This is a genomic window from Paenarthrobacter sp. NPDC057355, from assembly GCF_042667405.1.
Lineage (GTDB): Bacteria > Actinomycetota > Actinomycetes > Actinomycetales > Micrococcaceae > Arthrobacter.
In genome coordinates this window covers 23,146-45,341 of sequence record NZ_JBHVAL010000001.1, presented here as the reverse complement: position 1 = coordinate 45,341, position 22,196 = coordinate 23,146, and the positions used below count along the sequence as shown (strand labels likewise).

21 protein-coding genes and 1 tRNA gene are annotated in these 22,196 nt (G+C 63.2%); 7 read left to right on the top strand and 15 right to left on the bottom strand.

Annotation, left to right across the window (positions count from 1 at the left end; translation table 11 throughout):
- Positions 1–66: 66 nt before the first annotated feature.
- A complete protein-coding gene (locus tag ACFUOZ_RS00220) occupies positions 67–840 on the bottom strand; it encodes a lysophospholipid acyltransferase family protein (protein WP_377543469.1) in 774 nt (257 codons plus the stop codon).
- Positions 841–949: 109 nt separating this feature from the next.
- Here ACFUOZ_RS00220 and ACFUOZ_RS00215 point away from each other — a divergent pair, with 109 nt between their 5' ends.
- From ACFUOZ_RS00215 to ACFUOZ_RS00205, 3 genes are read left to right on the top strand one after another with little or no spacing between them, the layout of a single operon-like run.
- Positions 950–1,735, top strand: a complete 786-nt coding sequence (locus ACFUOZ_RS00215) for an alpha/beta hydrolase (RefSeq protein ID WP_377543466.1) — start codon at positions 950–952, stop codon at positions 1,733–1,735.
- Positions 1,732–2,535, top strand: coding sequence for an alpha/beta hydrolase (locus ACFUOZ_RS00210; RefSeq protein ID WP_377543464.1), 804 nt, complete (start codon positions 1,732–1,734; stop codon positions 2,533–2,535). The genes ACFUOZ_RS00215 and ACFUOZ_RS00210 overlap by 4 nt, the downstream gene beginning before the upstream one ends.
- Complete coding sequence (locus ACFUOZ_RS00205; protein WP_377543461.1) at positions 2,522–3,040, top strand: hypothetical protein; 519 nt, start codon at positions 2,522–2,524, stop codon at positions 3,038–3,040. Before ACFUOZ_RS00210 ends, ACFUOZ_RS00205 begins: the two co-directional genes overlap by 14 nt.
- A gap of 30 nt (positions 3,041–3,070) precedes the next feature.
- Here ACFUOZ_RS00205 and ACFUOZ_RS00200 read toward each other — a convergent pair whose 3' ends face one another.
- Positions 3,071–4,129: an ROK family protein gene (locus tag ACFUOZ_RS00200; RefSeq protein ID WP_377543458.1), complete on the bottom strand. Its 1,059-nt coding sequence runs from the start codon at positions 4,127–4,129 to the stop codon at positions 3,071–3,073.
- A 186-nt stretch (positions 4,130–4,315) separates the two neighbouring features.
- Between ACFUOZ_RS00200 and ACFUOZ_RS00195 the strand changes: the two genes are divergently transcribed.
- Positions 4,316–6,130, top strand: coding sequence for an AMP-dependent synthetase/ligase (locus ACFUOZ_RS00195; protein WP_377543456.1), 1,815 nt, complete (start codon positions 4,316–4,318; stop codon positions 6,128–6,130).
- A gap of 87 nt (positions 6,131–6,217) precedes the next feature.
- Here the strand turns inward: ACFUOZ_RS00195 and ACFUOZ_RS00190 are convergent, their stop codons facing one another.
- On the bottom strand, positions 6,218–9,613 hold the full coding sequence (locus ACFUOZ_RS00190) for a pyruvate carboxylase (RefSeq protein ID WP_377543454.1): 3,396 nt from the start codon (positions 9,611–9,613) through the stop codon (positions 6,218–6,220).
- Between the two features lie 301 nt (positions 9,614–9,914).
- On the opposite strand from ACFUOZ_RS00190, the gene ACFUOZ_RS00185 reads away from it, so the two are divergent.
- Complete coding sequence (locus tag ACFUOZ_RS00185) at positions 9,915–10,724, top strand: ParA family protein (RefSeq protein WP_377543452.1); 810 nt, start codon at positions 9,915–9,917, stop codon at positions 10,722–10,724.
- A gap of 85 nt (positions 10,725–10,809) precedes the next feature.
- On the opposite strand, the gene ACFUOZ_RS00180 is transcribed toward ACFUOZ_RS00185, so the two are convergent.
- The 5 genes from ACFUOZ_RS00180 to gcvH form a co-directional block, all read right to left on the bottom strand.
- The gene (locus tag ACFUOZ_RS00180; protein ID WP_011774391.1) at positions 10,810–11,403 is read right to left on the bottom strand and encodes a MerR family transcriptional regulator; all 594 of its coding nucleotides are present in this window, start codon (positions 11,401–11,403) and stop codon (positions 10,810–10,812) included.
- Positions 11,404–11,637: 234 nt separating this feature from the next.
- Positions 11,638–12,141 carry a bifunctional nuclease family protein gene (locus ACFUOZ_RS00175; RefSeq protein WP_377543448.1) on the bottom strand — a complete coding sequence of 168 codons (504 nt, stop codon included), beginning with the start codon at positions 12,139–12,141 and terminating at the stop codon, positions 11,638–11,640.
- Complete coding sequence (locus ACFUOZ_RS00170) at positions 12,141–12,857, bottom strand: MerR family transcriptional regulator (RefSeq protein ID WP_306844982.1); 717 nt, start codon at positions 12,855–12,857, stop codon at positions 12,141–12,143. The genes ACFUOZ_RS00175 and ACFUOZ_RS00170 overlap by 1 nt, the downstream gene beginning before the upstream one ends.
- A gap of 20 nt (positions 12,858–12,877) precedes the next feature.
- A complete protein-coding gene (locus tag ACFUOZ_RS00165; RefSeq protein WP_144662597.1) occupies positions 12,878–13,354 on the bottom strand; it encodes an FHA domain-containing protein in 477 nt (158 codons plus the stop codon).
- A 138-nt stretch (positions 13,355–13,492) separates the two neighbouring features.
- Positions 13,493–13,879 (bottom strand): glycine cleavage system protein GcvH, encoded by a 387-nt coding sequence (gene gcvH / locus ACFUOZ_RS00160; protein ID WP_144662598.1) that lies wholly within the window; start codon positions 13,877–13,879, stop codon positions 13,493–13,495.
- A gap of 117 nt (positions 13,880–13,996) precedes the next feature.
- On the opposite strand from gcvH, the gene ACFUOZ_RS00155 reads away from it, so the two are divergent.
- A complete protein-coding gene (locus ACFUOZ_RS00155; protein ID WP_377543446.1) occupies positions 13,997–14,578 on the top strand; it encodes a hypothetical protein in 582 nt (193 codons plus the stop codon).
- Positions 14,579–14,639: 61 nt separating this feature from the next.
- On the opposite strand, the gene ACFUOZ_RS00150 is transcribed toward ACFUOZ_RS00155, so the two are convergent.
- The gene (locus ACFUOZ_RS00150) at positions 14,640–15,848 is read right to left on the bottom strand and encodes an MFS transporter (protein WP_377543444.1); all 1,209 of its coding nucleotides are present in this window, start codon (positions 15,846–15,848) and stop codon (positions 14,640–14,642) included.
- A 171-nt stretch (positions 15,849–16,019) separates the two neighbouring features.
- On the opposite strand from ACFUOZ_RS00150, the gene ACFUOZ_RS00145 reads away from it, so the two are divergent.
- Positions 16,020–16,466, top strand: a complete 447-nt coding sequence (locus ACFUOZ_RS00145; RefSeq protein WP_377543442.1) for a MarR family winged helix-turn-helix transcriptional regulator — start codon at positions 16,020–16,022, stop codon at positions 16,464–16,466.
- Between the two features lie 117 nt (positions 16,467–16,583).
- Here ACFUOZ_RS00145 and ACFUOZ_RS00140 read toward each other — a convergent pair.
- The 6 genes from ACFUOZ_RS00140 to ACFUOZ_RS00115 form a co-directional block, all read right to left on the bottom strand.
- A tRNA-Pro gene (locus ACFUOZ_RS00140) sits at positions 16,584–16,660 on the bottom strand.
- A gap of 141 nt (positions 16,661–16,801) precedes the next feature.
- The gene (gene der / locus ACFUOZ_RS00135) at positions 16,802–18,352 is read right to left on the bottom strand and encodes a ribosome biogenesis GTPase Der (protein ID WP_144662600.1); all 1,551 of its coding nucleotides are present in this window, start codon (positions 18,350–18,352) and stop codon (positions 16,802–16,804) included.
- 10 nt (positions 18,353–18,362) lie between these two features.
- Positions 18,363–19,097 (bottom strand): lysophospholipid acyltransferase family protein, encoded by a 735-nt coding sequence (locus tag ACFUOZ_RS00130; RefSeq protein WP_377543440.1) that lies wholly within the window; start codon positions 19,095–19,097, stop codon positions 18,363–18,365.
- Entirely contained in the window at positions 19,087–19,800 is a 714-nt protein-coding gene (gene cmk / locus ACFUOZ_RS00125; RefSeq protein WP_144662601.1) for a (d)CMP kinase, read from the bottom strand. Before cmk ends, ACFUOZ_RS00130 begins: the two co-directional genes overlap by 11 nt.
- The gene (locus ACFUOZ_RS00120; RefSeq protein WP_377543438.1) at positions 19,800–20,906 is read right to left on the bottom strand and encodes a prephenate dehydrogenase; all 1,107 of its coding nucleotides are present in this window, start codon (positions 20,904–20,906) and stop codon (positions 19,800–19,802) included. The genes cmk and ACFUOZ_RS00120 overlap by 1 nt, the downstream gene beginning before the upstream one ends.
- A gap of 3 nt (positions 20,907–20,909) precedes the next feature.
- Entirely contained in the window at positions 20,910–22,115 is a 1,206-nt protein-coding gene (locus tag ACFUOZ_RS00115; RefSeq protein ID WP_377543437.1) for a pseudouridine synthase, read from the bottom strand.
- Positions 22,116–22,196: the final 81 nt, after the last annotated feature.

The window sequence follows — 22,196 nt, the reverse complement described above, 5'->3', positions numbered from 1 at the left end:
CCCGGGCAGGGTTGAGGCACTGGAGGCGTAACTGATGCTGCCGGTTGCGTCACAGTCTCCGTGTGCTCACTGGCCGTCGGCGCGGGGTTCGTCCCGGTCTTCTGCGATGTCGTTCGTGGCCTCTTCCGTACCCTCAAGCTTGTGGAGGGGCTCCGGGCCCTTGCCGGCCAACCTGGCTTTGACCACGGCAGCATATTCATCGACATATTCCTGGCCGGAGAGCCGCATCAGTTCATACATGATTTCGTCCGTAACTGCCCTCTGAATGGCACGGTCCTCTTCCATTCCGTAGTAACGGCTGAAGTCGAGCGGCTGCCCGAAGATGATACCGATGCGGCGGATGTTAGGGAGCCTTTTGCCGATGGGTTGGACTTTTTCGGTTCCGATCATGGCCACCGGAACCACCGGGACACGCGTCTGCAGCGCCAGCCTGGCAACTCCAACCTTGCCCCGGTAGAGCTTGGCATCCGGGCTTCGCGTGCCCTCGGGGTAGATGCCAAGGAGACCGCCGGAGGTAAGCACATCTTTGCCCGCCTGCAGCGAGATTTCGGACGCCGCCCCTCCGGAACGGTCCATGGGGAGCTGGTTGCTCAGCCTGAAGAACAGCGCGGTGAGCCGCCCTTTAAGCCCCTTTCCGGTGAAGTACTCCGACTTGGCAAGAAAGATCACGGGACGACGGACCATCAAGGGAAGGAATATGGAGTCCGAAAAAGACAGATGGTTCGACGCCAGGATTGCTGCCCCATTCTCAGGAACGTTATCCAGGCCTTTGACCCAGGGACGGAACAAGAGCTTGAGGATTGGACCCAGAAAGATCCTCTTCATGACCCAATAGAACACGTTTGTCCTCTCACGGCCGTTGGCTGGCATGCTTCCGGCAACCCGGCCGGCACTCAACTGCAACCCTACTCCAGTGAGAAATTTCCGGAACAGTGACACGATGGGACGCATGACGGAACGCAACCCACCAGCAGCGACCGCTTTCCACTACGCCGGACATGGCCCGAACGCTTCCATAGGCGTGGCGATCTGCCACGGATTCACGGGCAGCCCTCTGAGCATGCTGCCTTGGGCGGAGTACCTTGCCGCGGAGGGTTTTGCCGTTACGGTCCCCCTCCTGCCAGGTCATGGCACCAGCTGGCAGGATCTGGCGACAACCCGCTGGCAGGACTGGTACAAGGCGTTCGAAGAGAGCTACCTGGAACTCGCAGCCACAACTGAAACCTGCTTCGTTGCCGGCCTGTCGATGGGTGGGGCCGTAGTCCTCCGCCTGGCGTCCCTTCACGATGTACCCGGAGTGGTGGTGGTCAATCCCGGCCTGAGCTTTTACGACCGGCGGGTGAAGTACGTCGGCGCTTTGAAATACGTCATGCGCACCACCGATCCCATCGTGGAAGACTCTGCCGCCCCGGAGCTGACCGAGGACGGCGACTACTCCAAGACACCCCTCAAGGCCGTGCATGAACTCAAGAAGCTGTTCCGCTCCGCCACCCGGGGGCTGCCTCAAGTGAAGGCGCCGGCACTGGTCTTCAAATCGACCGTGGATGGCGTTATTCCTCCCAGCTCCCTGGTTACGATCCGCAAGCACATTGACGCGACGCGACTGAAGGTGGTGTCCCTTCCGCACAGCGGACACGTGGCCACCCTGGATGTTGACGCACCCACGATTTTCGAAGAATCCGCCGCATTCTTCCGCCAACATGCCCAGCACAGAGTAGCCTCGGAGTCATCATGAAAATGCTCCCGGATTTCTCACCGTTCCTCAGCGACTGGAGCGGAACTGGACCGCGCGTTGGCGTGGTGATGTCGCATGGATTCACCGGAAGCCCGCACAGTGTGAGGCCTTGGGCTGAGCATCTGGCCGCTGCAGGCTACGCCGTGAGACTTCCCTTGCTGCCTGGACACGGTACTACCTGGCAGGACATGGCCACGCGATCATGGCAGGAATGGCACCGCGCGGTGGACGACGCCTACCTGGAGTTGGCGGCGCAATGCGATTATGTCTTCGCCGCAGGGCTCTCGATGGGCGGCACTTTGGCATTGCGGATAGCCGCTACCCGGCCTGTCGCGGGAACAGTGGTGGTCAATCCCGGGCTGGTTTTGGACGATCCCCGCGCTGTCGTCGTGGCCGCGCTCAAGTACGTGGTGAAAACGACGCCGGCCATCGCGAACGATATCCTCAAACCGGACCAGGACGAAGGTGCCTACACACGAACGCCCGTCGCCGCGGCCCACCAGCTCAAGAAGATGTACAAGAACACCGCGACTATCCTGCCGCGCATCACGGCTCCAGTGCGCGTCTACAAGTCGACAGTGGACAACGTCATTTCGAACGCCAGCTTGGAGTTCCTGCGTTCCCGGGTGCAGGCTCCGGTGGAGGTCAATTACCTCCACAACAGCCATCACGTAGCCACCCTGGACAATGACGCACCGGAAATCTTCTCCGGAACCGTCGACTTCATCCATCAGACCGTAGCGGCCTTGGCCGGACACGCGTCCTCTCCCGGCAAGGATGCAGCCCATGAACAGGCCTGATCCCAATTCAGCTGACCAAAGTGCCAACAAGGACGACGACGCCGTGTGGCAAGATCTGGTAGCACGGTTGGAGGCCACTCAGTCCGCCCCCGACACACTGGAACCTGATGCAGAGTCCGGTCAGCCAAAGACTGGGGCCGGGAAGAGCTTCAGCGACTTTGACCCACTGGGCCTTGCGGCGCCCTCTGCCGCGCCGTCGTCGGATGCCACTGGCGAAGAGCATGCCCGCACGCTTGGCCCACGCGACTTCGAGGTGGACGACGACGAGGACCCTTTCGTCCCGGAGGAGCCGCCGAGCCTGGCCGGTACCGAACCGCTGACGATGCTGGCATGGGTTGGCGCGGTTGGCGGTCCTGTCGCATTGCTGTTCACCGCCATGTTCTGGCGGTCAGCGCCGCTGGCAGCCATCCTCGGAATCGTCGCCGCTTTTGTCGCCTCGGTAGTCTTCCTCATCATGCGGCTTCCCCAGGAAAAGAATGAGGACGACGACGGCGCCCGCCTCTGACTGCCGACGTCCTGGTGGCGATGACTGCCCTTAGCTGTGCGTCCTTCCGCTGACCCGCGACAGGTCCGCGGCCCCGATCATCCCGGCCCGCGGGCCCAGGGCAGCGAGCTCAATCCTCGCCATGGGCCGGAATCCCCGGCCTGTCAGGTTCTTGGCGAACGACTCGCGGGCAGGTCCGGCCAACAGATCCCCGGCATCGCATAAACCGCCGCCGATCACGAACATGCCCGGGTCCAGGGCGGCAGCGAGGTTGGCCAGGCCCAGGCCGAGCCATTCGCCCTGGTCCGCGAGCAGTTCCCTGGAGGTGACATCGCCGGCCAGGGCGAGGGCGGTGACTGCGGCTCCCGTGATGTTGTCCGCGGTTCCTCCGGCACGTTCCAGCAAGGCCCGGCCCTCCGGTGAATTGGTCCTGACCAGTTGCCGGGCCTCACGGCCCAGCGCATTACCGGAAGCATATTGTTCCCAGCATCCGCGGTTCCCGCATTCACAGCGGTGGCCCCCGGGGAAGATGATTTGGTGGCCGAATTCGCCGGCCACACCGTAGCGGCCCCGCTCAACCCTGCCATCCATCACCATGGCCCCGCCAATGCCGGTACCCAGGGTGATGCACACGAGCCGGCTTTCGCCGTGTCCGGCCCCGAAGCGCCATTCCGCCCACGCCGCAGCATCGGCGTCGTTCGTGAGAAGGACCGGACGCCTGAGCAATTTCTGGAGGCTGGCCCTTAGGGGCTCGTTGCGCCAGGCGAGATGCGGACTGAACAGCACCGTACCGCCGTCGAGGTCCATCCAACCGGCGGCGCCGATTCCCACCGAGGCGACCCGGTGACCTGCGCTGAGTTCGTCCACTAGCTCCACAATGGTCTGTTCCACCGCCCGCGGATCGGCGCCGGGAGTGGACCTGCGGGCTTCTGCAAGGACCCTGCCCTCAGCATCAACCACACCGGCTGCCACTTTGGTGCCCCCGATGTCGATTCCGATTGCCAGTCCCCTGCGGCCAAGATGGCTTCGCCGGGCGGCCCATGGAACGTCCTTCCATGCGGCGGCCTGGGGCCTGGTGTTGATGCGGGTACTGGACCGGAATGCAGGCATCCACTCATCCTATTCCGCTGGCCACGGCGCCTCCGCATCAAGGACCCAGGAAGTCCCCGAGTTGCCTGAAATGATCCTGAATCCGTAAAGTTACTGGCGAGTAGGTGAAATAGGACACACATCCGCGAGCGGGCATACTAGAGTGAAAGAAGCCCCTCGTGGCCCGTGGATATCAAAGGAGCTGCCGTGCGTGAAATCAGTGTTCCTCCCCTCGTAAACATCTCCCCTGAAACCAACATCACGGACTTCGTGCTTCGGGAGGCGGGAAAGGCCTCGAACCCTCCGCTGTTTTCGAAGCTGGACGGCAGCGGGCATTGGACGGACATCCGAGCCACGGAGTTCCTCGCCGACGTCAAGGCGCTGGCGAAAGGCCTCATCGCCAGCGGCGTAGGCCAGGGCGACCGCGTGGGAATTATGTCCAGGACACGCTACGAGTGGTCCCTCGTGGACTTCGCGATCTGGTTTGCCGGAGGCGTGTCCGTCCCGATCTACGAAACGTCGTCTCCGTCGCAGGTTGCCTGGAATCTCGGCGACTCGGGCGCCGTAGCTGCGTTCGGCGAGTCAGCGCACCATGAGGACATCATCCGCCAGGCCGTGGTCGCGGAGGACATCACCTCCGTCGCCAACGTATGGCAGCTGGAAGGCGCAGGCCTCGATGCGCTGCGCTCCGCCGGGGCTGGGGTTCCCGACGACGAACTTGAGTCCCGCCGCTCCGCTGCCGGCCTGCGGGATCTTGCCACCATCATCTACACCTCCGGCACCACGGGCAGGCCGAAGGGTTGCGAGCTGACGCACGGCAACTTCGTGGAACTGTCCGAGAATGCCCGCGCCTCCCTGCCGGAGATCATCAACGAGTCCGGCAAGACCATCATGTTCCTGCCGCTGGCCCACGTCTTCGCCCGCTTCATCTCCGTCCTGGCCGTAGCCGGCGGAGTCCAGGTCGCCCATACTCCGGATATCAAAAACCTGCTGGGCGATCTCCAAAGTTTCCAGCCAACGTTCATCCTGGCTGTGCCGCGCGTCTTTGAAAAGGTGTACAACTCCGCACTCACCAAGGCCGAAGACGGTGGCAAGGGCGCCATTTTCCACCGGGCCGTAGACACCGCGATCGCCTACTCCAAGGCGCGCCAGGACGGACGCCTGGGCCTCGGCCTGAAGATCAAGCATGCCGTGTTCGACAAACTGGTGTACGGGAAGCTCCGGGCAGCCATGGGCGGGAATGTCGCCCATGCCGTTTCCGGCGGCGGCCCCCTGGGCGAACGGCTGGGCCACTTCTTCCAGGGCATCGGTCTGCAGATCCTTGAGGGCTATGGACTGACCGAAACCACGGCTCCGATTTCCGTCAACACGCCCTCGATGATCAGGATCGGAACGGTGGGCGCTCCCCTTCCCGGGAACTCAGTCAAAATAGCCGACGACGGCGAAATCCTCGCCAAGGGTGTTTGCGTCATGCGCGGCTACTACAAACGCCCGGACCTTACCGAAGATACGTTCACGGACGATGGCTGGTTCCGCACAGGCGATATCGGGGAACTGGACAGCAACGGCTTCCTGAAGATTACCGGCCGCAAGAAGGAAATCATTGTCACCGCAGGTGGCAAGAATGTGGTCCCTGCACTGCTCGAGGACCAGATCCGCGCCGACGCCTTGGTTTCGCAGGTCCTGGTGGTGGGCGACAACCGGCCCTTCATCGGCGCACTCGTCACCTTGGACGAGGAAGCCTTGCCCGGCTGGCTGGAACGCCATGGCCTGCCCTCCAGCACCACTCTGGAAGAAGCTACGGAGCATGCCGTGGTGAAGGCCGCCGTGCAGGAACTGATCAACAAGGCAAACCAGTCGGTGTCCCAGGCTGAGGCCATCAAGTCGTTCCGTATTGTCGCGGCGGACTTCACTGAAGCCTCCGGCCACCTCACACCGTCCCTGAAAGTCAAGCGCGCGCAGGTCATGAAGGACTTTGATGCGGTGATCGAGGAAATGTATTCGGCTCCCCGCGCCTCCTAGTCTGCAGCGCCGGAACCAAGGCCGCACAGCTAAAGGGACCCCTCCCGGACTGAGTCCGGGAGGGGTCCCTTTTTCGCCGTGGGTCCGTTAGCCGACCACGAGCAACAAGTCGCCGCCCTGGACCTGTTCCACCGCCGAGATGGCCAGGCGCGAAACAGTGCCGGCTACCGGCGTCGTAATGGAAGCTTCCATCTTCATCGCTTCAATGGTGGCCACAGTGTCACCGGCCTTGACGGTATCCCCGGCCTTGACAGTGACAGTCACGGCACCGGCGAACGGTGCTGCGACCTGCCCGGGCTGGGCGGGGTCGGCCTTCTCTGCCGCCTTGACGTTGCTGACCACCGAACGGTCACGGACAACCACCGGGCGGGACTGGCCGTTGAGCGTACACATGACCGTACGCATGCCCTTTTCGTCGGCCTCCGACACGGCCTCGAGCTGGGCAATGAGGCGGACGCCCTTTTCCAGCTCAATGACGTGCTCTTCACCGTGCTGGAAACCGTAGAGGTAGTCGCGGGTGTCCAGGACGGAGATGTTCCCGTAGGTTTCCACGCTCTTCAGGTAGTCCTTGGTGGGACCGGCAAAGAGGAGGCGGTTCAGCGTGTGCTGGCGCGTCTTGGAATCACCCTTGAGGGCTTCGCTGTCCTCGGGGCTGATCTCCACATCGCGGACCTTCACGCTGCGGCCTTGCAGGGCCTTGGTGCGGAAGGGCTCAGGCCAACCACCGGGAGGATCGCCGAGCTCACCGGACAGGAAGCCGATGACAGAGTCCGGGATGTCGTAGTTCTGCGGGTTCTCGTTGAAGTCCGCGGGATCCGCGTTCAGGCCCACAAGGTGCAGGGCAAGATCGCCCACCACCTTGGAGGACGGCGTAACCTTCACGAGGCGGCCGAGGATGCGGTCAGCTGCCGTGTACATGTCCTCGATGGCCTCGAACTGTTCCCCCAGCCCCAGGGCAATGGCCTGCTGGCGGAGGTTCGACAGCTGGCCACCGGGGATCTCGTGCTGGTAGACGCGCCCGGTGGGGCCCGGAAGGCCGGATTCAAACGGTGCATAGACCCGCCGTACGGCTTCCCAGTAAGGCTCCATTGCACCGACGTTTTCCAAGCTGAGGCCCGTGTCGCGCGGTGTGTTTGTGAGGGCAGCCACCAAAGCCGAGGCCGCCGGCTGGCTGGTGGTCCCGGCCAGGGAAGCAGCAGCGACGTCCACCGCGTCGACTCCAGCGTCCACGGCGGCCAAAAGGGTGGCCAGCTGGCCACCGGCGGTGTCGTGGGTGTGGAGGTGCACGGGGAGGTCGAAGCGCTCACGCAGCGCGGTAACCAGTTTTGCCGCCGCCGCCGGACGCAGGAGCCCTGCCATGTCCTTGATGGCGAGGATGTGCGCACCGGCGTCGACGATCTTCTGGGCGAGCTCCAGGTAGTAGTCGAGCGTGTACAAGTCCTCGTTGGGATCAAGGAGGTTGCCGGTGTAGCAGAGGGCCACTTCGGCCACGGCTGTACCCGTTGCACGCACGGCGCGGATGGCCGGGGCCATCTGGTTCACGTCGTTGAGGGCGTCGAAGATCCGGAAGATGTCGATGCCAGTGGCTGCGGCTTCATTAACGAACGCCTCGGTCACTTCTTCCGGGTATGGCGTGTAACCGACTGTGTTGCGGCCGCGCAGGAGCATCTGGATACACGTGTTCGGCAAGGCCTTGCGCAGCGCAGCCAGACGGTCCCAAGGATCTTCACCAAGGAATCGGAGAGCGACGTCGTAGGTGGCACCACCCCAGGCCTCAACGGAAAGCAACTCGGGGAGCAGCGCCGTCACGGCCGGTCCCGCAGCCACGAGGTCGCGGGTGCGGACGCGGGTTGCCAGGAGCGACTGGTGGGCATCGCGGAAGGTGGTGTCAGTGACTGCCAGTGCATTCTGCTCGCGCAGGGCCTTGGCGAAGCCTTCCGGCCCAAGCTCCTGCAGACGCTGGCGCGAACCCGACGTGGGGACGGGTCCCTCTATCACCGGCAGCTTGCTGGCAGGGTCCGTGTGGACGGGCAGTTCGCCGTTGGGCTTGTTCACCGTAACGTCTGCGAGCCAGGTCAGGAGCTTCGTGCCGCGGTCTGCGGAGATGTGGGACTTGAGCAGCTCGGGACGCTTGTCGATGAAGTCCGTGGCCACGTTGCCCGCGTTGAAGTCCGGGTCTGCGAGGACAGCTTGCAGGAAGGGGATGTTGGTGGAGACGCCGCGGATACGGAACTCGGCAAGCCCTCGACGTGCACGGGCAACGGCGGCGGGGTAATCCCGGCCACGGCAGGTCAGCTTCACCAGCATCGAGTCAAAGTGGGGGCTGATCTCGGCACCCGAGTAAACGGTACCGCCGTCGAGCCTTACACCGGCACCGCCGGCAGAACGGTAACCGGTGATCTTGCCAACGTCGGGACGGAAGCCGTTCGCGGGGTCTTCAGTGGTGATGCGGCATTGGAGGGCGGCGCCCTTGATGGACACGGACTCCTGGCTCAATCCCAGATCTGCCAAGGTCTCCCCCGAGGCAATACGCATCTGGGCCTGCACCAAGTCGACGTCGGTGATTTCCTCGGTGACAGTGTGCTCCACCTGGATGCGGGGGTTCATTTCGATGAAGACGTGCTGGCCGGCACGCTCCCCCTCGGTGTCTACCAGGAACTCGACCGTTCCGGCATTGACGTAGTTCAGTGCTTTGGCGAATGCTACGGCGTCGCGGTAGAGAGCCTGGCGGATGTTCTCGTCCAGGTTCGGCGCCGGGGCAATTTCCACCACCTTCTGGTGACGGCGCTGCAGCGAACAGTCACGCTCGAAGAGGTGCATGACGTTGCCTTCGGCATCCGCGAGGATCTGCACTTCGATGTGGCGGGGACGCAGCACGGCCTGCTCAAGGAACATCGTGGGGTCGCCAAAGGCTGCGTCAGCTTCCCGCATGGCTGACTGCAGGGCCTCAGGCAAGGCTTCGCGCGTCTCGACGCGCCGCATGCCGCGGCCGCCACCGCCGGCAACTGCCTTGGCAAAGATGGGGAAGCCGATCTCGTCGGCCGCAGCGATCAGTTCATCAAGGTCCTTGGACGGCTTGCTGGACTTCAGGACGGGAACGCCGGCTTTCCGCGCGGCTTCAAGGGCTGCAACCTTGTTGCCGGCCAGTTCCAGCACTTCCGCGGGCGGGCCAACAAAGGTGATACCTTCTGCCTTTGCGGCGCGGGCGAGGTCCGGGTTTTCGGACAGGAACCCGTAGCCGGGGTAGATGGCGTCTGCTCCGGCTTCCTTGGCGACGCGGACAACCTCCTCGACGTCCAGGTACGCACGGACGGGGTGGCCCACCTCGCCGATCAGGTAAGCTTCGTCGGCTTTCTGCCGGTGGATCGAGTTACGGTCCTCGTGCGGAAAGACGGCCACGGTCTTGGCGCCCAGTTCATAACCAGCGCGAAACGCCCTGATCGCGATTTCTCCGCGATTGGCCACCAGAATTTTCGAAAACATACTTCTCCTGCATCATTGCGGGTGGATCGGTCGGTGGTCACAGTGTGTAGTGCCGCCAGCATCAAACACAAACCTTTGTGGCAACCATCACAATGGAATCGTCATCTGGACGGTATATGCGTGCGCGCGAAGCCACGCCGTGCTATTGCCGCCCCTATTCCCCGGGCCGGGCGCGTAGAAAGCGGGATTCGGCGCCGAAGCACCATATGATGTTGTGGGGGCTTCGGCAAGCCCCGGCTCCAGGGATTCCGGAGCCGAAGGAGCGCGATACGGCAACCGGCGTTAGGTTTTGGGTTTTCAAGTGCAAGTAGTCAGCATCAGCAGCCTCAAAGGTGGCGTAGGAAAGACGTCCGTGACCACCGGTCTGGCGTCCGCGGCCCTCGCAGCCGGCATCCCTACTTTGGTGGTGGACCTCGATCCCCATGCCGACGCCACAACGGCGCTTGGAGTTCAGCCAGGCGGGCAGCAGGACATCGGCCGAATGCTGAAAAGTCCGCGCCGCGCCAAGCTTCAAGACAACGTGGCCGGGAGCAGCTGGGTTTCCAACGGCTCAAGCGACGGAACCTTGGATGTCGCGGTAGGTTCGGCTTTCACCGGGATCTATGACCGGCCCGACCTCGGCCGCCGCGATCTTCGCAGGCTCTCAGCCGTGCTGGCCGGCGCCACCAACTACGACTTGGTGCTGGTGGACTGCCCACCTTCGTTGAATGGACTGACGCGCATGGCTTGGAGCGCCAGTGACCGCGTTGTGCTCGTGGCCGAGCCGGGATTGTTCTCCGTAGCGGGCACCGAACGGACCATGAGGGCCATTCAGCTGTTCCGACAGGAATTCGCCCCCAACCTCGCCCCGGCAGGGATCGTAGCCAACCGCGTTCGTAGCGGATCGGCAGAACACACGTTCCGTTTGGCCGAAATGGAATCCATGTTCGGAGAGCTGTTGCTGGCCCCGCATATCCCGGAGCAAGCCAACTGGCAGCAGATCCAGGGTGCGGCACATTCGGTCCACCACTGGCCGGGCGATTCGGCCAAGAATGCCGCCGAACTGTTCGACGCCCTCCTTGAGAGCCTCCTTGAGGGCCAAGGCTCCGTCAGGGACCGCCGCCAACGCTGAGCGGGACCGGCGTTCGCCCCACACCACCACAAAAGAAAGCCTCGTCCTGGCAAGGACGAGGCTTTCCTGGTGCTGGTGGGGATTCCTAACCGATGCGGCGCGCGACGCGGCGCTTGCTCAGTTCGTCGTCGGGAAAGGACTGCTCAGCGGCGTGCTCACTCGGCAGAGCGGCCAAGCTGCCCTCCACTTCGCGCCATACCCGGCCGACGGCAATGCCGAAGACGCCTTGCCCGCCCTGCACGAGGTCAATGACCTCGTCCGCGGAAGTACATTCGTAAACACTGGCTCCATCGCTCATCAAAGTAATCTGCGCGAGGTCCTCCACTCCACGCTCGCGGAGGTGTTCAACGGCGGTTCGAATCTGTTGGAGGGAGACACCGGTATCAAGGAGGCGCTTTACCACTTTCAGGACCAGAATGTCGCGGAAGCCATAAAGCCGTTGTGAACCGGAGCCAGCCGCGCCACGGACAGCGGGCTCAACGAGACCCGTTCGCGCCCAGTAGTCCAGCTGGCGGTAGGTGATGCCTGCCGCCTTGCACGCGGTGGGGCCTCGGTAGCCCGCGTCCTCGTCCAGCACGGGAAGATCCTCTGTAAAGAGTAGACCCTGGGCGCCGGATGCGGGCGCAGCAATGCCGGCAGAGGACTGCTTCAGCTCGCCTGCTTCGCCTTTCGGACTCACGTGACCTCCTTGTTGTCAGCTCCCTTGGGGACGGTGCACACTCTGATACAACGGCAAAATGCAGCAGTGTAATTCCCGCAAGTCGGCACTTTCCAGTGTGACTTGCGCGGGCAGTGTATGCAACGGGAACTTGATACTTCGACGTTAGGCCCGTGAAGGGCCGAGGTCAAAGACCCCGGCCCCAAAATCCTGTCGTGTCGAAAGTTTCACCCTCAACTTTAGGTTGAGGGTGTCTCAACCTTCAAAATCTTCAGGTTCCACGTCATCGAGGAACTCGCGGAACCGGCGCATCTCACGCTCTTCATCCACCGTGGGGTCGGGCTCGGAGTCTTCACCTTCATCATGTTCTGTGATCCGGACGCCCGCCTCTTCCATTACGGCGTCGGCGCACCAAATACGGCACTTCGCCCGCAAAGCCAAGGCAAGCGCATCCGAAGCCCGCGAGCTGACTACCGTGCCGTCGTCGAACTGGAGCTGACCATAGAAAATGTTGTCCTCTACGGCCACGATGTTCACGCTGATGATGGAGTGGCCAAGGGATTCCACGACATCGATCAGGAGATCGTGCGTCATGGGCCTTGGCGGAACCACGCCCTGCTGGGCAAGAGCAATGGCACTTGCTTCGGGAGTGCCGATCCAGATCGGAACATGCCGCTCACCATTAAGCTCGCGGAGAAGCACCAGGGGTTGGTTCGAGGGAAGTTCAATCCGCACTCCGACGATTTCAACTTCTATCATCAGCTGTCCATCCGCGAGATTCGGTCATGGACCAGGGCCCGGTGCAGGGTAAGGCATAGATCGCTGATCTCGCGCGCGGCCTCGGCAGCCCGGGCCTGCGATGCTGCATCACGCCGGGACGTCAAAGGCGCGACCGCCCTTTCCACCAAGCCGAATTCCCGTTCGGCCGCAGCTTGGAAAGGACGAAGGTGCCGGGGCTCCAAGCCGTGACCTTCCAACTGGACACAAGCCCTTGCCACTTGCAGCGCATGTTCATCAAACTTGCCGCCGACGTGGGAGATCAGTCCAAAACTCAGGAGCGATTCCAGCAGCGGCACACTGGCACCCGATTCCGCACGCAGCTGTTCCTCCGTGAGGGCACGCGCACGCCCCTGCACTTCTGCCGCCATTTCCGCGGAAACCACCCTCGGGGAGACGGTGACACCCGGTGGAAGGTTCTCCGGGCGTTCGCCCCGGTCAATCGCGTCAAGGTAGTCCTTAATCACCTTCAGGGGCAGGTACTGGTCACGCTGGAGGGCGAGCACGAACCGGAGGCGCTCCACGTCGCTGTCCGCGTACTGCCTGTAACCGGCAGGGGTCCTCTTCGGATTGATGAGTCCTTTTTCCTCGAGGAAACGGATTTTGGACGCAGTCATCCCAGGGAAGTCATCACTGAGCTGCGCGAGGACTTCCCCGATGTTCAGGACCTGCGGTCCGCGACGGTCCGGCTGGGCGATAGCCACAGGCAGCTTCCCCGTCAGACTTGGCCTGCTGGGCGGACAGGGCTGATGTAGTAGGTCAACCGGAACTTGCCGATCTGAACCTCGTTGCCGCTCTTGAGTTGTACGCGGTCGACGCGGTCGTGGTTGACGTACGTTCCGTTGAGACTGCCCATGTCCACGAGTTCGAAACCCGAGGCCGTGCGAATGAACTGCACGTGCTTGCGGGAGACCGTGACGTCGTCAAGGAAGATGTCCGCGTCAGGGTGCCGGCCTGCAGTGGTGGTGTCCGCATCGAGCAGGAAGCGGGCTCCGGCGTTGGGTCCGCTGTGCGCAATGAGCAGAGCCGAGTTCGGCGGGAGTGCGTCCACGGATGCACGCTCTTCAGGAGCCAACTTGGGGGCAATGCTTGGCTCGTCCCATGTTGGCGTGATGCTGATCGAGGTGGTCTCCGACGTCGGCTGTTCCTCCGCACCGTTCCCGACATTGGCTTGGTTCTTGTCGCCGCCAACCATGGAATTTCCTCCTCATCCGCCGGCAGTCCCAAACCCTGCCAGCCACTTCCGCATCCCGGTACCGCCGGGCAAATCGGTTGCCGGCCCGCCCGCCCACTTTCCCGGTAATGGGAAAACAGCCTGGCGGGCCAGATAACTTTAGCCTACCTGTTGTTCGTACTCCGATGCACTGAGCAGGGAATCCACAGCGTCAGGTTCTGCAAGCTTTACTTCAATAAGCCAGCCTTCGCCATACGGGTCCGAGTTAATCAGAGCGGGATCGGTATCCAAGGCATCATTGCGATTGATGACCTCGCCGGTAACCGGAGCGTAGATATCACTAACGCTCTTGGTGGATTCGACTTCCCCGACAACCTCATTGCCGGTGACTTTGGTCCCCGGCTCCGGCATCTGCGCGTACACCACATCACCCAACGCGTCCTGCGCGAAATCGGTGATGCCAATCCGCACAACGCCATCGGCATCCGGAGCGGTGACCCACTCGTGCTCTGCGGTGTAGGAAAGTTCTTCTGGAATATTGCTCACGGGTGGCCTTTCATCGGGACAATGACGAACCTCGACGGCGACCTGCTTAGCTGGCCACCGCTGAAAGTATAGGCACATTTCCCCTGCGCCCGAGGGGGTCTCTGCCATGATTGACCCATGACTGAACAAGCACAAGTACCAGCTGGGAAAAAGGGCAATTGGGGCGTCAAAATAATCCTTGGCGGTGTGGCTTTGCTTGTAGCATTGGCCGCCTACTTCATTTTGGCGGCAATTCTTCCCCGCTGGTGGTCCGATGTCATCGCGGGACAAATCCGTCGTGATCTTGGTGCCAGCGTCCTGGTGGGCATGTTTTACGGCTTTGTGTTTACGTTCATTCCATTGCTTGTCGCATGGCAAGCCACCAGGAAGGCACTTCGCTGGCCATGGAGAATTGCCATCGTACTTGTGGCGGTTGCGATCGCCACACCCAACCTCCTCACCGCCGGCATCGTGTTCGGCTCTTCGGAGTCAGCCCATGCCGGCCAGCGGACCCTCAGCGTGGACGCAGGATTCTTCACCACATGGACCGCTGTTTCCGCCATTGCCGCTGCGGTCCTGTTTGTGACAGTCACCGTGCTGTGGGCCCTTTGGAGGCATCGGGGCAAACAGATGAAAGCGCTGAAGCAGGCCGGAAACGCACGAGCCAAGGCCGACCGGGACGCAGAACACGGAGCGCAAAACCCGGCGCCCAACGTATAGGACGCGCAGAAGCCCGCCACGGATAATCCGTGACGGGCTTCTTTCTGTCATCCTTGCCGGATCAGGCGACCGTTGCCCCGTGGGGTTCGCGTTCGACGTCGGAAGTTACCGCGGCTGCAACCGCTCCCCCGCGCTTGGCTGCTGCTGCGGCCGCCAGCATGACCACGAGGGCGGCGACAGTGATGCCGGCGCCGGCCCAGATGGGCGAGGTGTAGCCGAGACCGGCCGAAATGGTCACGCCGCCAAGCCAGGCCCCCAGCGCGTTGCCGAGATTGAACGCTCCGATGTTCGCACCCGATGCCAGCGTGGGCGCCGTTGAAGCAAAATGCATGACCCTCATCTGAAGGCCCGGAACTGTGGCAAAGCCGAAGCCGCCCATCAGCGCCAGGGAGACCAACGTGGCAATGCTGCTGGAGGCCGTCAGGGCGAAGAAGACCAGGACCACCGCAAGTCCGGCAAGAATGAGGATCAGGGACTTATCCAGTGCCTTGTCAGCGGCTTTGCCACCCAGGAAGTTTCCCGCGAAGAGGCCTCCACCGAAGAGCACCAGCAGCCACGGCACCGCACTGGACTCAAATCCGGAGACTTCGGTGAGGGTGAACGCGATGTAGGTGAACGCTCCAAACATGCCGCCAAAGCCAAGGATGGTCACGACGATGGAAAGCCACACCTGACCGGATGCAAAAGCGCCCAGTTCGCTGCGGAGGCCCTTGGTGGGCCCGGTGCTGGCCTTCGGGACCATGAGTGCGATACCGAGCAGTGCCACAACGCCAATTGCTGTAATGGCCCAGAAGGTTGAGCGCCAGCCGAAGTTCTGGCCCAGCAGGGTTCCGAAGGGAACGCCCAGCACATTGGCCGCCGTCAGGCCAGTGAACATGATCGCGATGGCGCCTGCCTTTTTATGCGCAGGCACAAGGCTTGCCGCGACCACAGAGCCAATGCCGAAGAAGGCGCCGTGGCACAGTGCGGCGACGATGCGTCCGATCAGCATGGCCGTGTAGGAGTCGGCTATTGCCGAGAGGAAATTGCCTGCAATGAACAATACGAGCAAGCCCATGAGTACGGGCTTGCGTGGAAGCCGGGTCACGGCGGCGGTCACCAGGAGGGCGCCAACCGTAACGCTGAGGGCGTAGCCGGAGATGAACCAACCGGCCGAAGCCTCGCTGACCTGGAAGTCGGCGGCAACTTCCGGCAAGAGGCCCATGATCACGAATTCGGTCAGTCCGATACCGAATCCGCCGAGGGCAAGGGCAATCAACCCTGCGGGCATATGGAACTCCTTCATAGGGTGGTTCCCCTGGGAAGTGGAAGTGCGCCGCCGGGAACCGTAGAATAATAGTTGCAGACGCTCTATATATAGTTGCACACGCTAGATACTTGCGCAAGCAACTACTTTTGGATGCGCCGCGATCGACTCAATCAAGGCAGGAGCACAACAGACATGGGCATCAAGGATGACGCCGTAGAAGTACGGGCACAGGGCTGGCGTACCCTTGCTGCCCTGCACGGGAGCATCGAGGCAGAACTGGAGAGGGCGCTCCAGTCCTCCAATGAGCTCTCGGTCGTGGAGTACACCGTCCTGGATGCCTTGAGCCGTCAGGATGGTTGGCACATGCGGATGCAGCAATTGGCCCGCGCCACCGCCCTCTCCAGCAGCGCTACCACCCGCCTGGTCAACCGACTGGAAGATCGCGGTTTGCTGACCCGCATTCTGTGCGCCGATGACCGGCGCGGGATCTACACGGAGCTGACGTCCGCCGGGCAAAAGCTCCTGGAGGCCGCCAAGCCCGTCCATGATGAAACCCTGGCCGCAGCCCTGGAGGCTGCCGAGGCCGTCCCCGAACTTGAGCCCTTGGTGAGGGCACTCGGGGCGCTCCAGAAGGTCTAGCCACCCCGCGGGCCTGTTCGCGCAAGTCCCGCCCTGCCCGCGGGGCTCGCCGAACAGGCCCGGGACTTTAACGACCAAAGGCCGGAATCACGTGTTTCCACGTAATTCCGGCCTTTATGGTCGGGCTGACAGGATTTGAACCTGCGACCCCTTGACCCCCAGTCAAGTGCGCTACCAAGCTGCGCTACAGCCCGCTGGTTCCACCGTTCTCCGCCCAGGTTTTCCTCCGAAGAGTCCCACCTAAGCAGTCCGGCCGAACCACCTCCAAAAGCTTACACGAAGTTGGAGGTCGAAGACGCCACCACAGCCAAAGTGGGCTGTGATGCGCGTCTCACTTAGCGCTTCTTGCCCCGCTTCTCGCGTACGCGCATGCTGACTTCGATGGGCGTGCCCTCAAAGCCGAACGTTTCGCGGAGGCGGCGGGTGATGAAGCGACGGTATCCCGGGTCCAGGAATCCGGTGGTGAACAGCACGAACTTCGGCGGACGGCTCGATGCCTGGGTGCCGAAGAGGATGCGCGGCTGCTTTCCACCACGGACGGGGTGCGGGTGGGCTGCCACCAGTTCACCCAGGAACGCGTTGAGACGTCCCGTGGGGATGCGTCGGTCCCAACTTTCCAGGGCAGTGTCCAGGGCAGGGACCAGGCGGTCCTTGTGCCAACCGGTCTTGGCCGAGATGTTCACGCGCGGTGCCCACTCGACGTGGGCCAGGTCCTGCTCGATTTCGCGCTCGAGGTACCGGCGGCGTTCGTCGTCCAGCAGGTCCCACTTGTTGAACGCGAGCACGAGTGCTCGGCCGGACTCAATGGCCAACTGGAGGATGCGGACGTCCTGCTCGCTGAGGACTTCGTCGACGGCAAGAAGGACGACGGCGACCTCCGCCTTTTCGAGCGCGGCTTGCGTACGCAAGGATGCGTAGAAGTCGGCACCCTGTGCCATGTGCTGGCGGCGGCGGATACCGGCGGTGTCCACGAAGCGCCAGGTGCGCCCGCCGAGTTCGATGAACTCGTCTACGGGATCGCGCGTGGTGCCGGCCAGCGGGTCCACGACAACGCGTTCGGATCCGGCGAGCTTGTTCAGCAACGAGGACTTGCCAACGTTCGGTCGTCCGATCAAGGCGATTCTGCGCGGACCGCCTGAGCGCTCCACGCCTTCAACGAGGGAGTACTCGGGAAGGGTGTCCATGACGTGGTCGAGGAGGTCTGCAACGCCACGGCCGTGGAGCGCCGATACCGGGTACGGTTCGCCGAAGCCCAGCCCCCACAACGCAGCGGAATCTGCTTCCTGCGCAAAGTCGTCGACTTTGTTGGCGACCATGATGACCGGCTTCTTGCTCTTGCGGAGCATCTTCATGACGCCTTCGTCAGTGGCAGTAGCACCAACGGCAGAGTCCACCACGAAGAGAACGGCGTCGGCGAGCTCAACGGCCATTTCAGCCTGTTCTGCTACCCGGGCGTGGATGCCCTTGGCGTCGTGTTCCCATCCCCCGGTGTCCACCAGGGTGAAGTTACGGCCGTTCCAGCGGGCCGAGTACATGACGCGGTCGCGGGTAACGCCCGGGGTATCTTCCACGACGGCTTCGCGGCGGCCCAGGATGCGGTTGACCAAGGTGGATTTGCCCACATTCGGGCGCCCGATGATGGCCAGGACGGGATCCAGCTTGAGGGGACCTTCCTCGCCTTCGTCGCCGTACTCACCGCTGAGGAGGGCGGCGTCTTCGTCGTCGAGTTCGTAATCGTCCAGGCCGGCCCGGAGGGTGGCAGCACGCAGCTCCGCCTCGTCGTCGTCCAAGGCAGCCAGGTTTTCAGCCACCTGGTCGGTGCCGGTGGGCGTGTATTCGTCGTCGCCGGCTCCGTGGAGGCCGGATTTTTGAGTCGTATCGCTCATTGCACTTTCCTTAGTGGTGGTCTGCCGGCGTCCCGGCTACTTCTGATGGGCGGTGCTGCCGGGCGGGTGTCGCGGGCACAGGCTCCGCGGGTAGGCCCTGGCCCGTGGCCCGGATGGCGTCCTGGACGTGTCCGGCGAGGGCTTCGCGGATTTCCGCGGCCGCCCTGTCCATTGAAACACGCCCCGGTTCGCCCTTCCGGCGCTTCACCGTGATGGGTTCACCGAAGCTCACATGGAGCTTGCGGCGCAGTTTGGGGATATGGTCGCGGTGCTCGTCACCCTGGCGGGTTCCGAGGATGGCGACCGGAATGACTGTGGCTCCGGAGTTGATGGCGAGCCAGGCAACCCCGTTGCTGATGCTTTCGGCGACACCGCTCCCCCGGGTTCCTTCAGGAAGAATCCCGACGCAACGGCCGTCGTCGAGCAATTGCTTGCCGATGTGCAGTGCGGTGCGGTCACCGGTCCGGTCCACCGGAATCTGTCCCGAGCCCGTGAGGACCTTGCCCAGGAAGCCCGTGAACATCTCCTTCTTGACCAGTATGTGCATGGGCCGCGGCGCGGCGCCGAACATCACCGGCCCGTCCAGGAAACTGATGTGGTTCGCGGCGAAAACAACGGGCCCGGCGGCGGGAACATTGCTCCTGCCCGACACCACGGTCCGGTAGAGGACGTGGTCCAGGATCCACCCCACCGGGCGGCTCCACAGGCGCGTCCATGCGGCCGGCAGCTGGGTTTCAGTCGCCATAGATGACCTTGCTGACAATAGCCAGTGCGGTGTCCACGGTTTCCTCGAAGTCGAGGTCCGAGGAATCGAGCGTCACCACGCCGTCGGCGGCCTGGGTGAAGTTCACCACCGTGGAGTCCTTGGCGTCGCGCTGGATCACCTGGGCAGCAAGCTGTTCCTTGCTCTGCGTGCCGCCCAACTGAATGCCACGACGCCGGAGCCTGGCTTCCTCACTGGCGGTCAGGAGCATGCGGACCTCGGCATTGGGCGCGACGACGGTGGTGATGTCGCGTCCTTCGACCACCATGCGGTGGTGGTGCTGGTCAATCAGCTCGCGCTGGCGGCGGATCAGTTCGGTGCGTGCTCCAAGGGTGGTTGCTACGGCACTGACGGACGACGAAATGAGGGGCTCCCGGATCTCGTCCGTGATGTCCGTTCCGTCCACGGCCACGTATTCCTTGGCGGCGCTGGTGCTTACTTCCAAGGGGATGGTCTTGGAAGCGTGCTCTACGGCGGCACCGTCGTGGAGATCCACTCCCGTCTTGAGGCAGTACCACGTCAGGGCGCGGTACATGGCGCCCGTGTCCAGGTAGGCCAGCTTCAAGCGTCGGGCCACTTCCTTGCTGACACTCGATTTGCCGGAGCCTGAAGGGCCGTCGATCGCGATCACCAGGGGCTTGCCGGGGCGTGCGACGGTCTCGGGGCCAAAGAATTCACGTGTCATTACTGGAGTACCCGCCATCCACGGTCAGTCAAAGCTTCAACAAGGAGGTCATGCTTGCTGGGAAGCACGGAAAGCTCCACCATGCCCACGTTCTGTCCAGACGAATGGTCCAGCCTCAAGTCTTCGAGGTTCACGCCGATCTCGCCGATCTCCGTGAGCAACTGCGCGATCTGCCCGGGCTTGTCATCCACCAGGATGGTCAGCCACGAGTACGCCTGCGGCGGACCGCCGTGTTTGCCCGGGATTCTGGCCTGGCCGGCATTGCCTTCACTGATCAGCTGGGCAAGGTCGAGCCGTGCGCCCGGCGCCGACGGTGCCTCCAAGGTGCCGATCAAACGGTTCAGGTCCTCACGGACACCGTGCAGGATGGACACCACCTTGCTGGCATTGCCACCGAGGATCTGCACCCAAAGGGTCGGATCACTGGCGGCGATACGCGTGGTGTCCCGGAGACCATTGCCTGCCAGCGAAAGAGCGTGCAAGGGCGTACCCTGCAGGCGGCTGGCCAGCAACGATGACATGATCTGCGGCAAGTGCGAAACCAGCGCAACAGCTTCATCGTGTTCGTCGGCTGTGAACTGGGAGACTATCGCTCCGAGATCGCCTGCCAGCGAACGGGCCACCTGGACAGCGGCATCGGAAGTCTCCTCCGAGGGGCAGAGCACCCACGGCATGGAGGTGAAGAGTTCGCCCCTGGCCGCAACCGGCCCGGACTTTTCCCGCCCGGCCATGGGGTGTGTCCCCACGTACCGGGCGAGGTCCACTCCACGCTCACGTAATTGGGCGAGGATCGTCGCCTTGACGCTGGCGATGTCCACCACGACGGCAGCCGGGTAGTCGGACAAAGCCTTTTGCACGACGTCGGCCGTTACGTCAGGAGGGGCAGCAACGACTACCAGCTGGGGTTCTTCGCCCAGCTCCGCCAAAGGCCGGCCCGCCCCGATGTCCACCGCGACCGCCTGGTTGGTGGGCGAGGGATCGAAAAGAAAGACCGGAACCCCGCGGCCGCGCAGGCCGAGGCCAATGCTGGCACCCAGCAGCCCCGTGCCGAGAACGACGACCGGGCCATCAAGGTGGCCCCGGCCGTGCGTACCGAATGCAGACATGCCCTAGAGCCCCACAGATGCCAGGAGGTGTCCGACTTCCTGCCTGCCGAGGTTGCGGATGCTTCCCTGGCGCTGGTCACCCAGGCCAATGGGGCCAACCTTGACGCGGACAAGCCGTTCAACCGGGAACCCGACGGCGTCGAACATACGGCGCACAATACGGTTCTTGCCGGAGTGGAGGACAACCTCGATCAGGACGTGACCGGGGGTGGAATCGACCAGGCGGAAGGAGTCAACGGCTGCCACGCCGTCTTCAAGCTCAACGCCGTTCTTCAGCTTGGTGCCGACGCCTTGGGGGAACGGACCACGGACCTGGACCAGGTACGTCTTGGGTACCTCGTAGGAAGGGTGCGTCAAACGGTTGGCGAGTTCGCCGTCGTTTGTCAGCAGCAGAAGTCCCTCGGTGGCGACATCAAGGCGTCCGACGTGGAACAGGCGTTCGCCCTTGTTTTTGTTGTTCTTGAGGAAGTCGCTGATGCACGGGCGGCCCTCAGGGTCCTCCATGGTGGAGACAACGCCCTTGGGCTTGTTGAACACCATGTAGACGAGGGTCTCGTCCAGCTGGATCCGGATGCCATCAACGTGGATCACGGCAGCAGTGGGGTCAACGCGCATTCCGAGCTCTGTGGTGACAACACCGTCCACCTCAACGCGGCCCTCGAGGATCATTTCCTCGCACACTCGGCGGGAAGCAACGCCGGCCTGTGCCATGACCTTCTGCAGGCGAACGCCGTCGGCGTCGTGAAGTTCCGACTGCGGAACTTCCTGGCGGGGTCCGCGATTGCGTCCCGGCTTCCGAACGGGGCCGAGGTTCTGCCCGAAACGCTCGCTGCCGAAGGCCTTCGACCCGAACTGCTTGGCTTGCTTCGGCTTGGGCTTCAAGGCACCGGGGGTACCCGGGGCCTTGCCGAAGCCTGGCTTGTTGGAGCCGGGCTTGCGGAACGGCTTGGCAGAACGTGCCGCCTGTCCGCGGTTGTAGTCCTCGGCCGTTGTGGGGTTGTCGGCATCGAAGGGCGCGGCTTCGCGAGGCTTCGAAGCTTTGAAGGGGCGGCCCTCCCCCTGGGTGAAGTTGCGCTTGCCGGCGCCGGCGCTGCGGCCGGAAAAGCCGCCGCCGCTGGAGCGGCCTGTACCGCCCTGGCCTGCATTGCGTCCGGAGCTGTTGCGTCCCGAACCGTTACGTGGTGAACTCTGGCGTCCCGCCTGTGTCATGACCCGTCCTTGTGTAGTGATGGCCGGCATTGAGTGCTGCAATCAACACTAGCCAGCCGGGCAGACATCGTCTGCCCCTTG

Coding starts and splice junctions, on each gene's coding strand:
- ACFUOZ_RS00215 (WP_377543466.1), top strand. CDS start 950: ATGACGGAACGCAACCCACCAGCAGCGACCGCTTTCCACTACGCCGGA.
- ACFUOZ_RS00210 (WP_377543464.1), top strand. CDS start 1,732: ATGAAAATGCTCCCGGATTTCTCACCGTTCCTCAGCGACTGGAGCGGA.
- ACFUOZ_RS00205 (WP_377543461.1), top strand. CDS start 2,522: ATGAACAGGCCTGATCCCAATTCAGCTGACCAAAGTGCCAACAAGGAC.
- ACFUOZ_RS00200 (WP_377543458.1), bottom strand. CDS start 4,129: ATGCCTGCATTCCGGTCCAGTACCCGCATCAACACCAGGCCCCAGGCC.
- ACFUOZ_RS00190 (WP_377543454.1), bottom strand. CDS start 9,613: ATGTTTTCGAAAATTCTGGTGGCCAATCGCGGAGAAATCGCGATCAGG.
- ACFUOZ_RS00175 (WP_377543448.1), bottom strand. CDS start 12,141: ATGATAGAAGTTGAAATCGTCGGAGTGCGGATTGAACTTCCCTCGAAC.
- ACFUOZ_RS00165 (WP_144662597.1), bottom strand. CDS start 13,354: ATGGTTGGCGGCGACAAGAACCAAGCCAATGTCGGGAACGGTGCGGAG.
- ACFUOZ_RS00155 (WP_377543446.1), top strand. CDS start 13,997: ATGACTGAACAAGCACAAGTACCAGCTGGGAAAAAGGGCAATTGGGGC.
- ACFUOZ_RS00150 (WP_377543444.1), bottom strand. CDS start 15,848: ATGCCCGCAGGGTTGATTGCCCTTGCCCTCGGCGGATTCGGTATCGGA.
- ACFUOZ_RS00145 (WP_377543442.1), top strand. CDS start 16,020: ATGGGCATCAAGGATGACGCCGTAGAAGTACGGGCACAGGGCTGGCGT.
- der (WP_144662600.1), bottom strand. CDS start 18,352: ATGAGCGATACGACTCAAAAATCCGGCCTCCACGGAGCCGGCGACGAC.
- ACFUOZ_RS00130 (WP_377543440.1), bottom strand. CDS start 19,097: ATGGCGACTGAAACCCAGCTGCCGGCCGCATGGACGCGCCTGTGGAGC.
- cmk (WP_144662601.1), bottom strand. CDS start 19,800: ATGACACGTGAATTCTTTGGCCCCGAGACCGTCGCACGCCCCGGCAAG.
- ACFUOZ_RS00120 (WP_377543438.1), bottom strand. CDS start 20,906: ATGTCTGCATTCGGTACGCACGGCCGGGGCCACCTTGATGGCCCGGTC.
- ACFUOZ_RS00115 (WP_377543437.1), bottom strand. CDS start 22,115: ATGACACAGGCGGGACGCCAGAGTTCACCACGTAACGGTTCGGGACGC.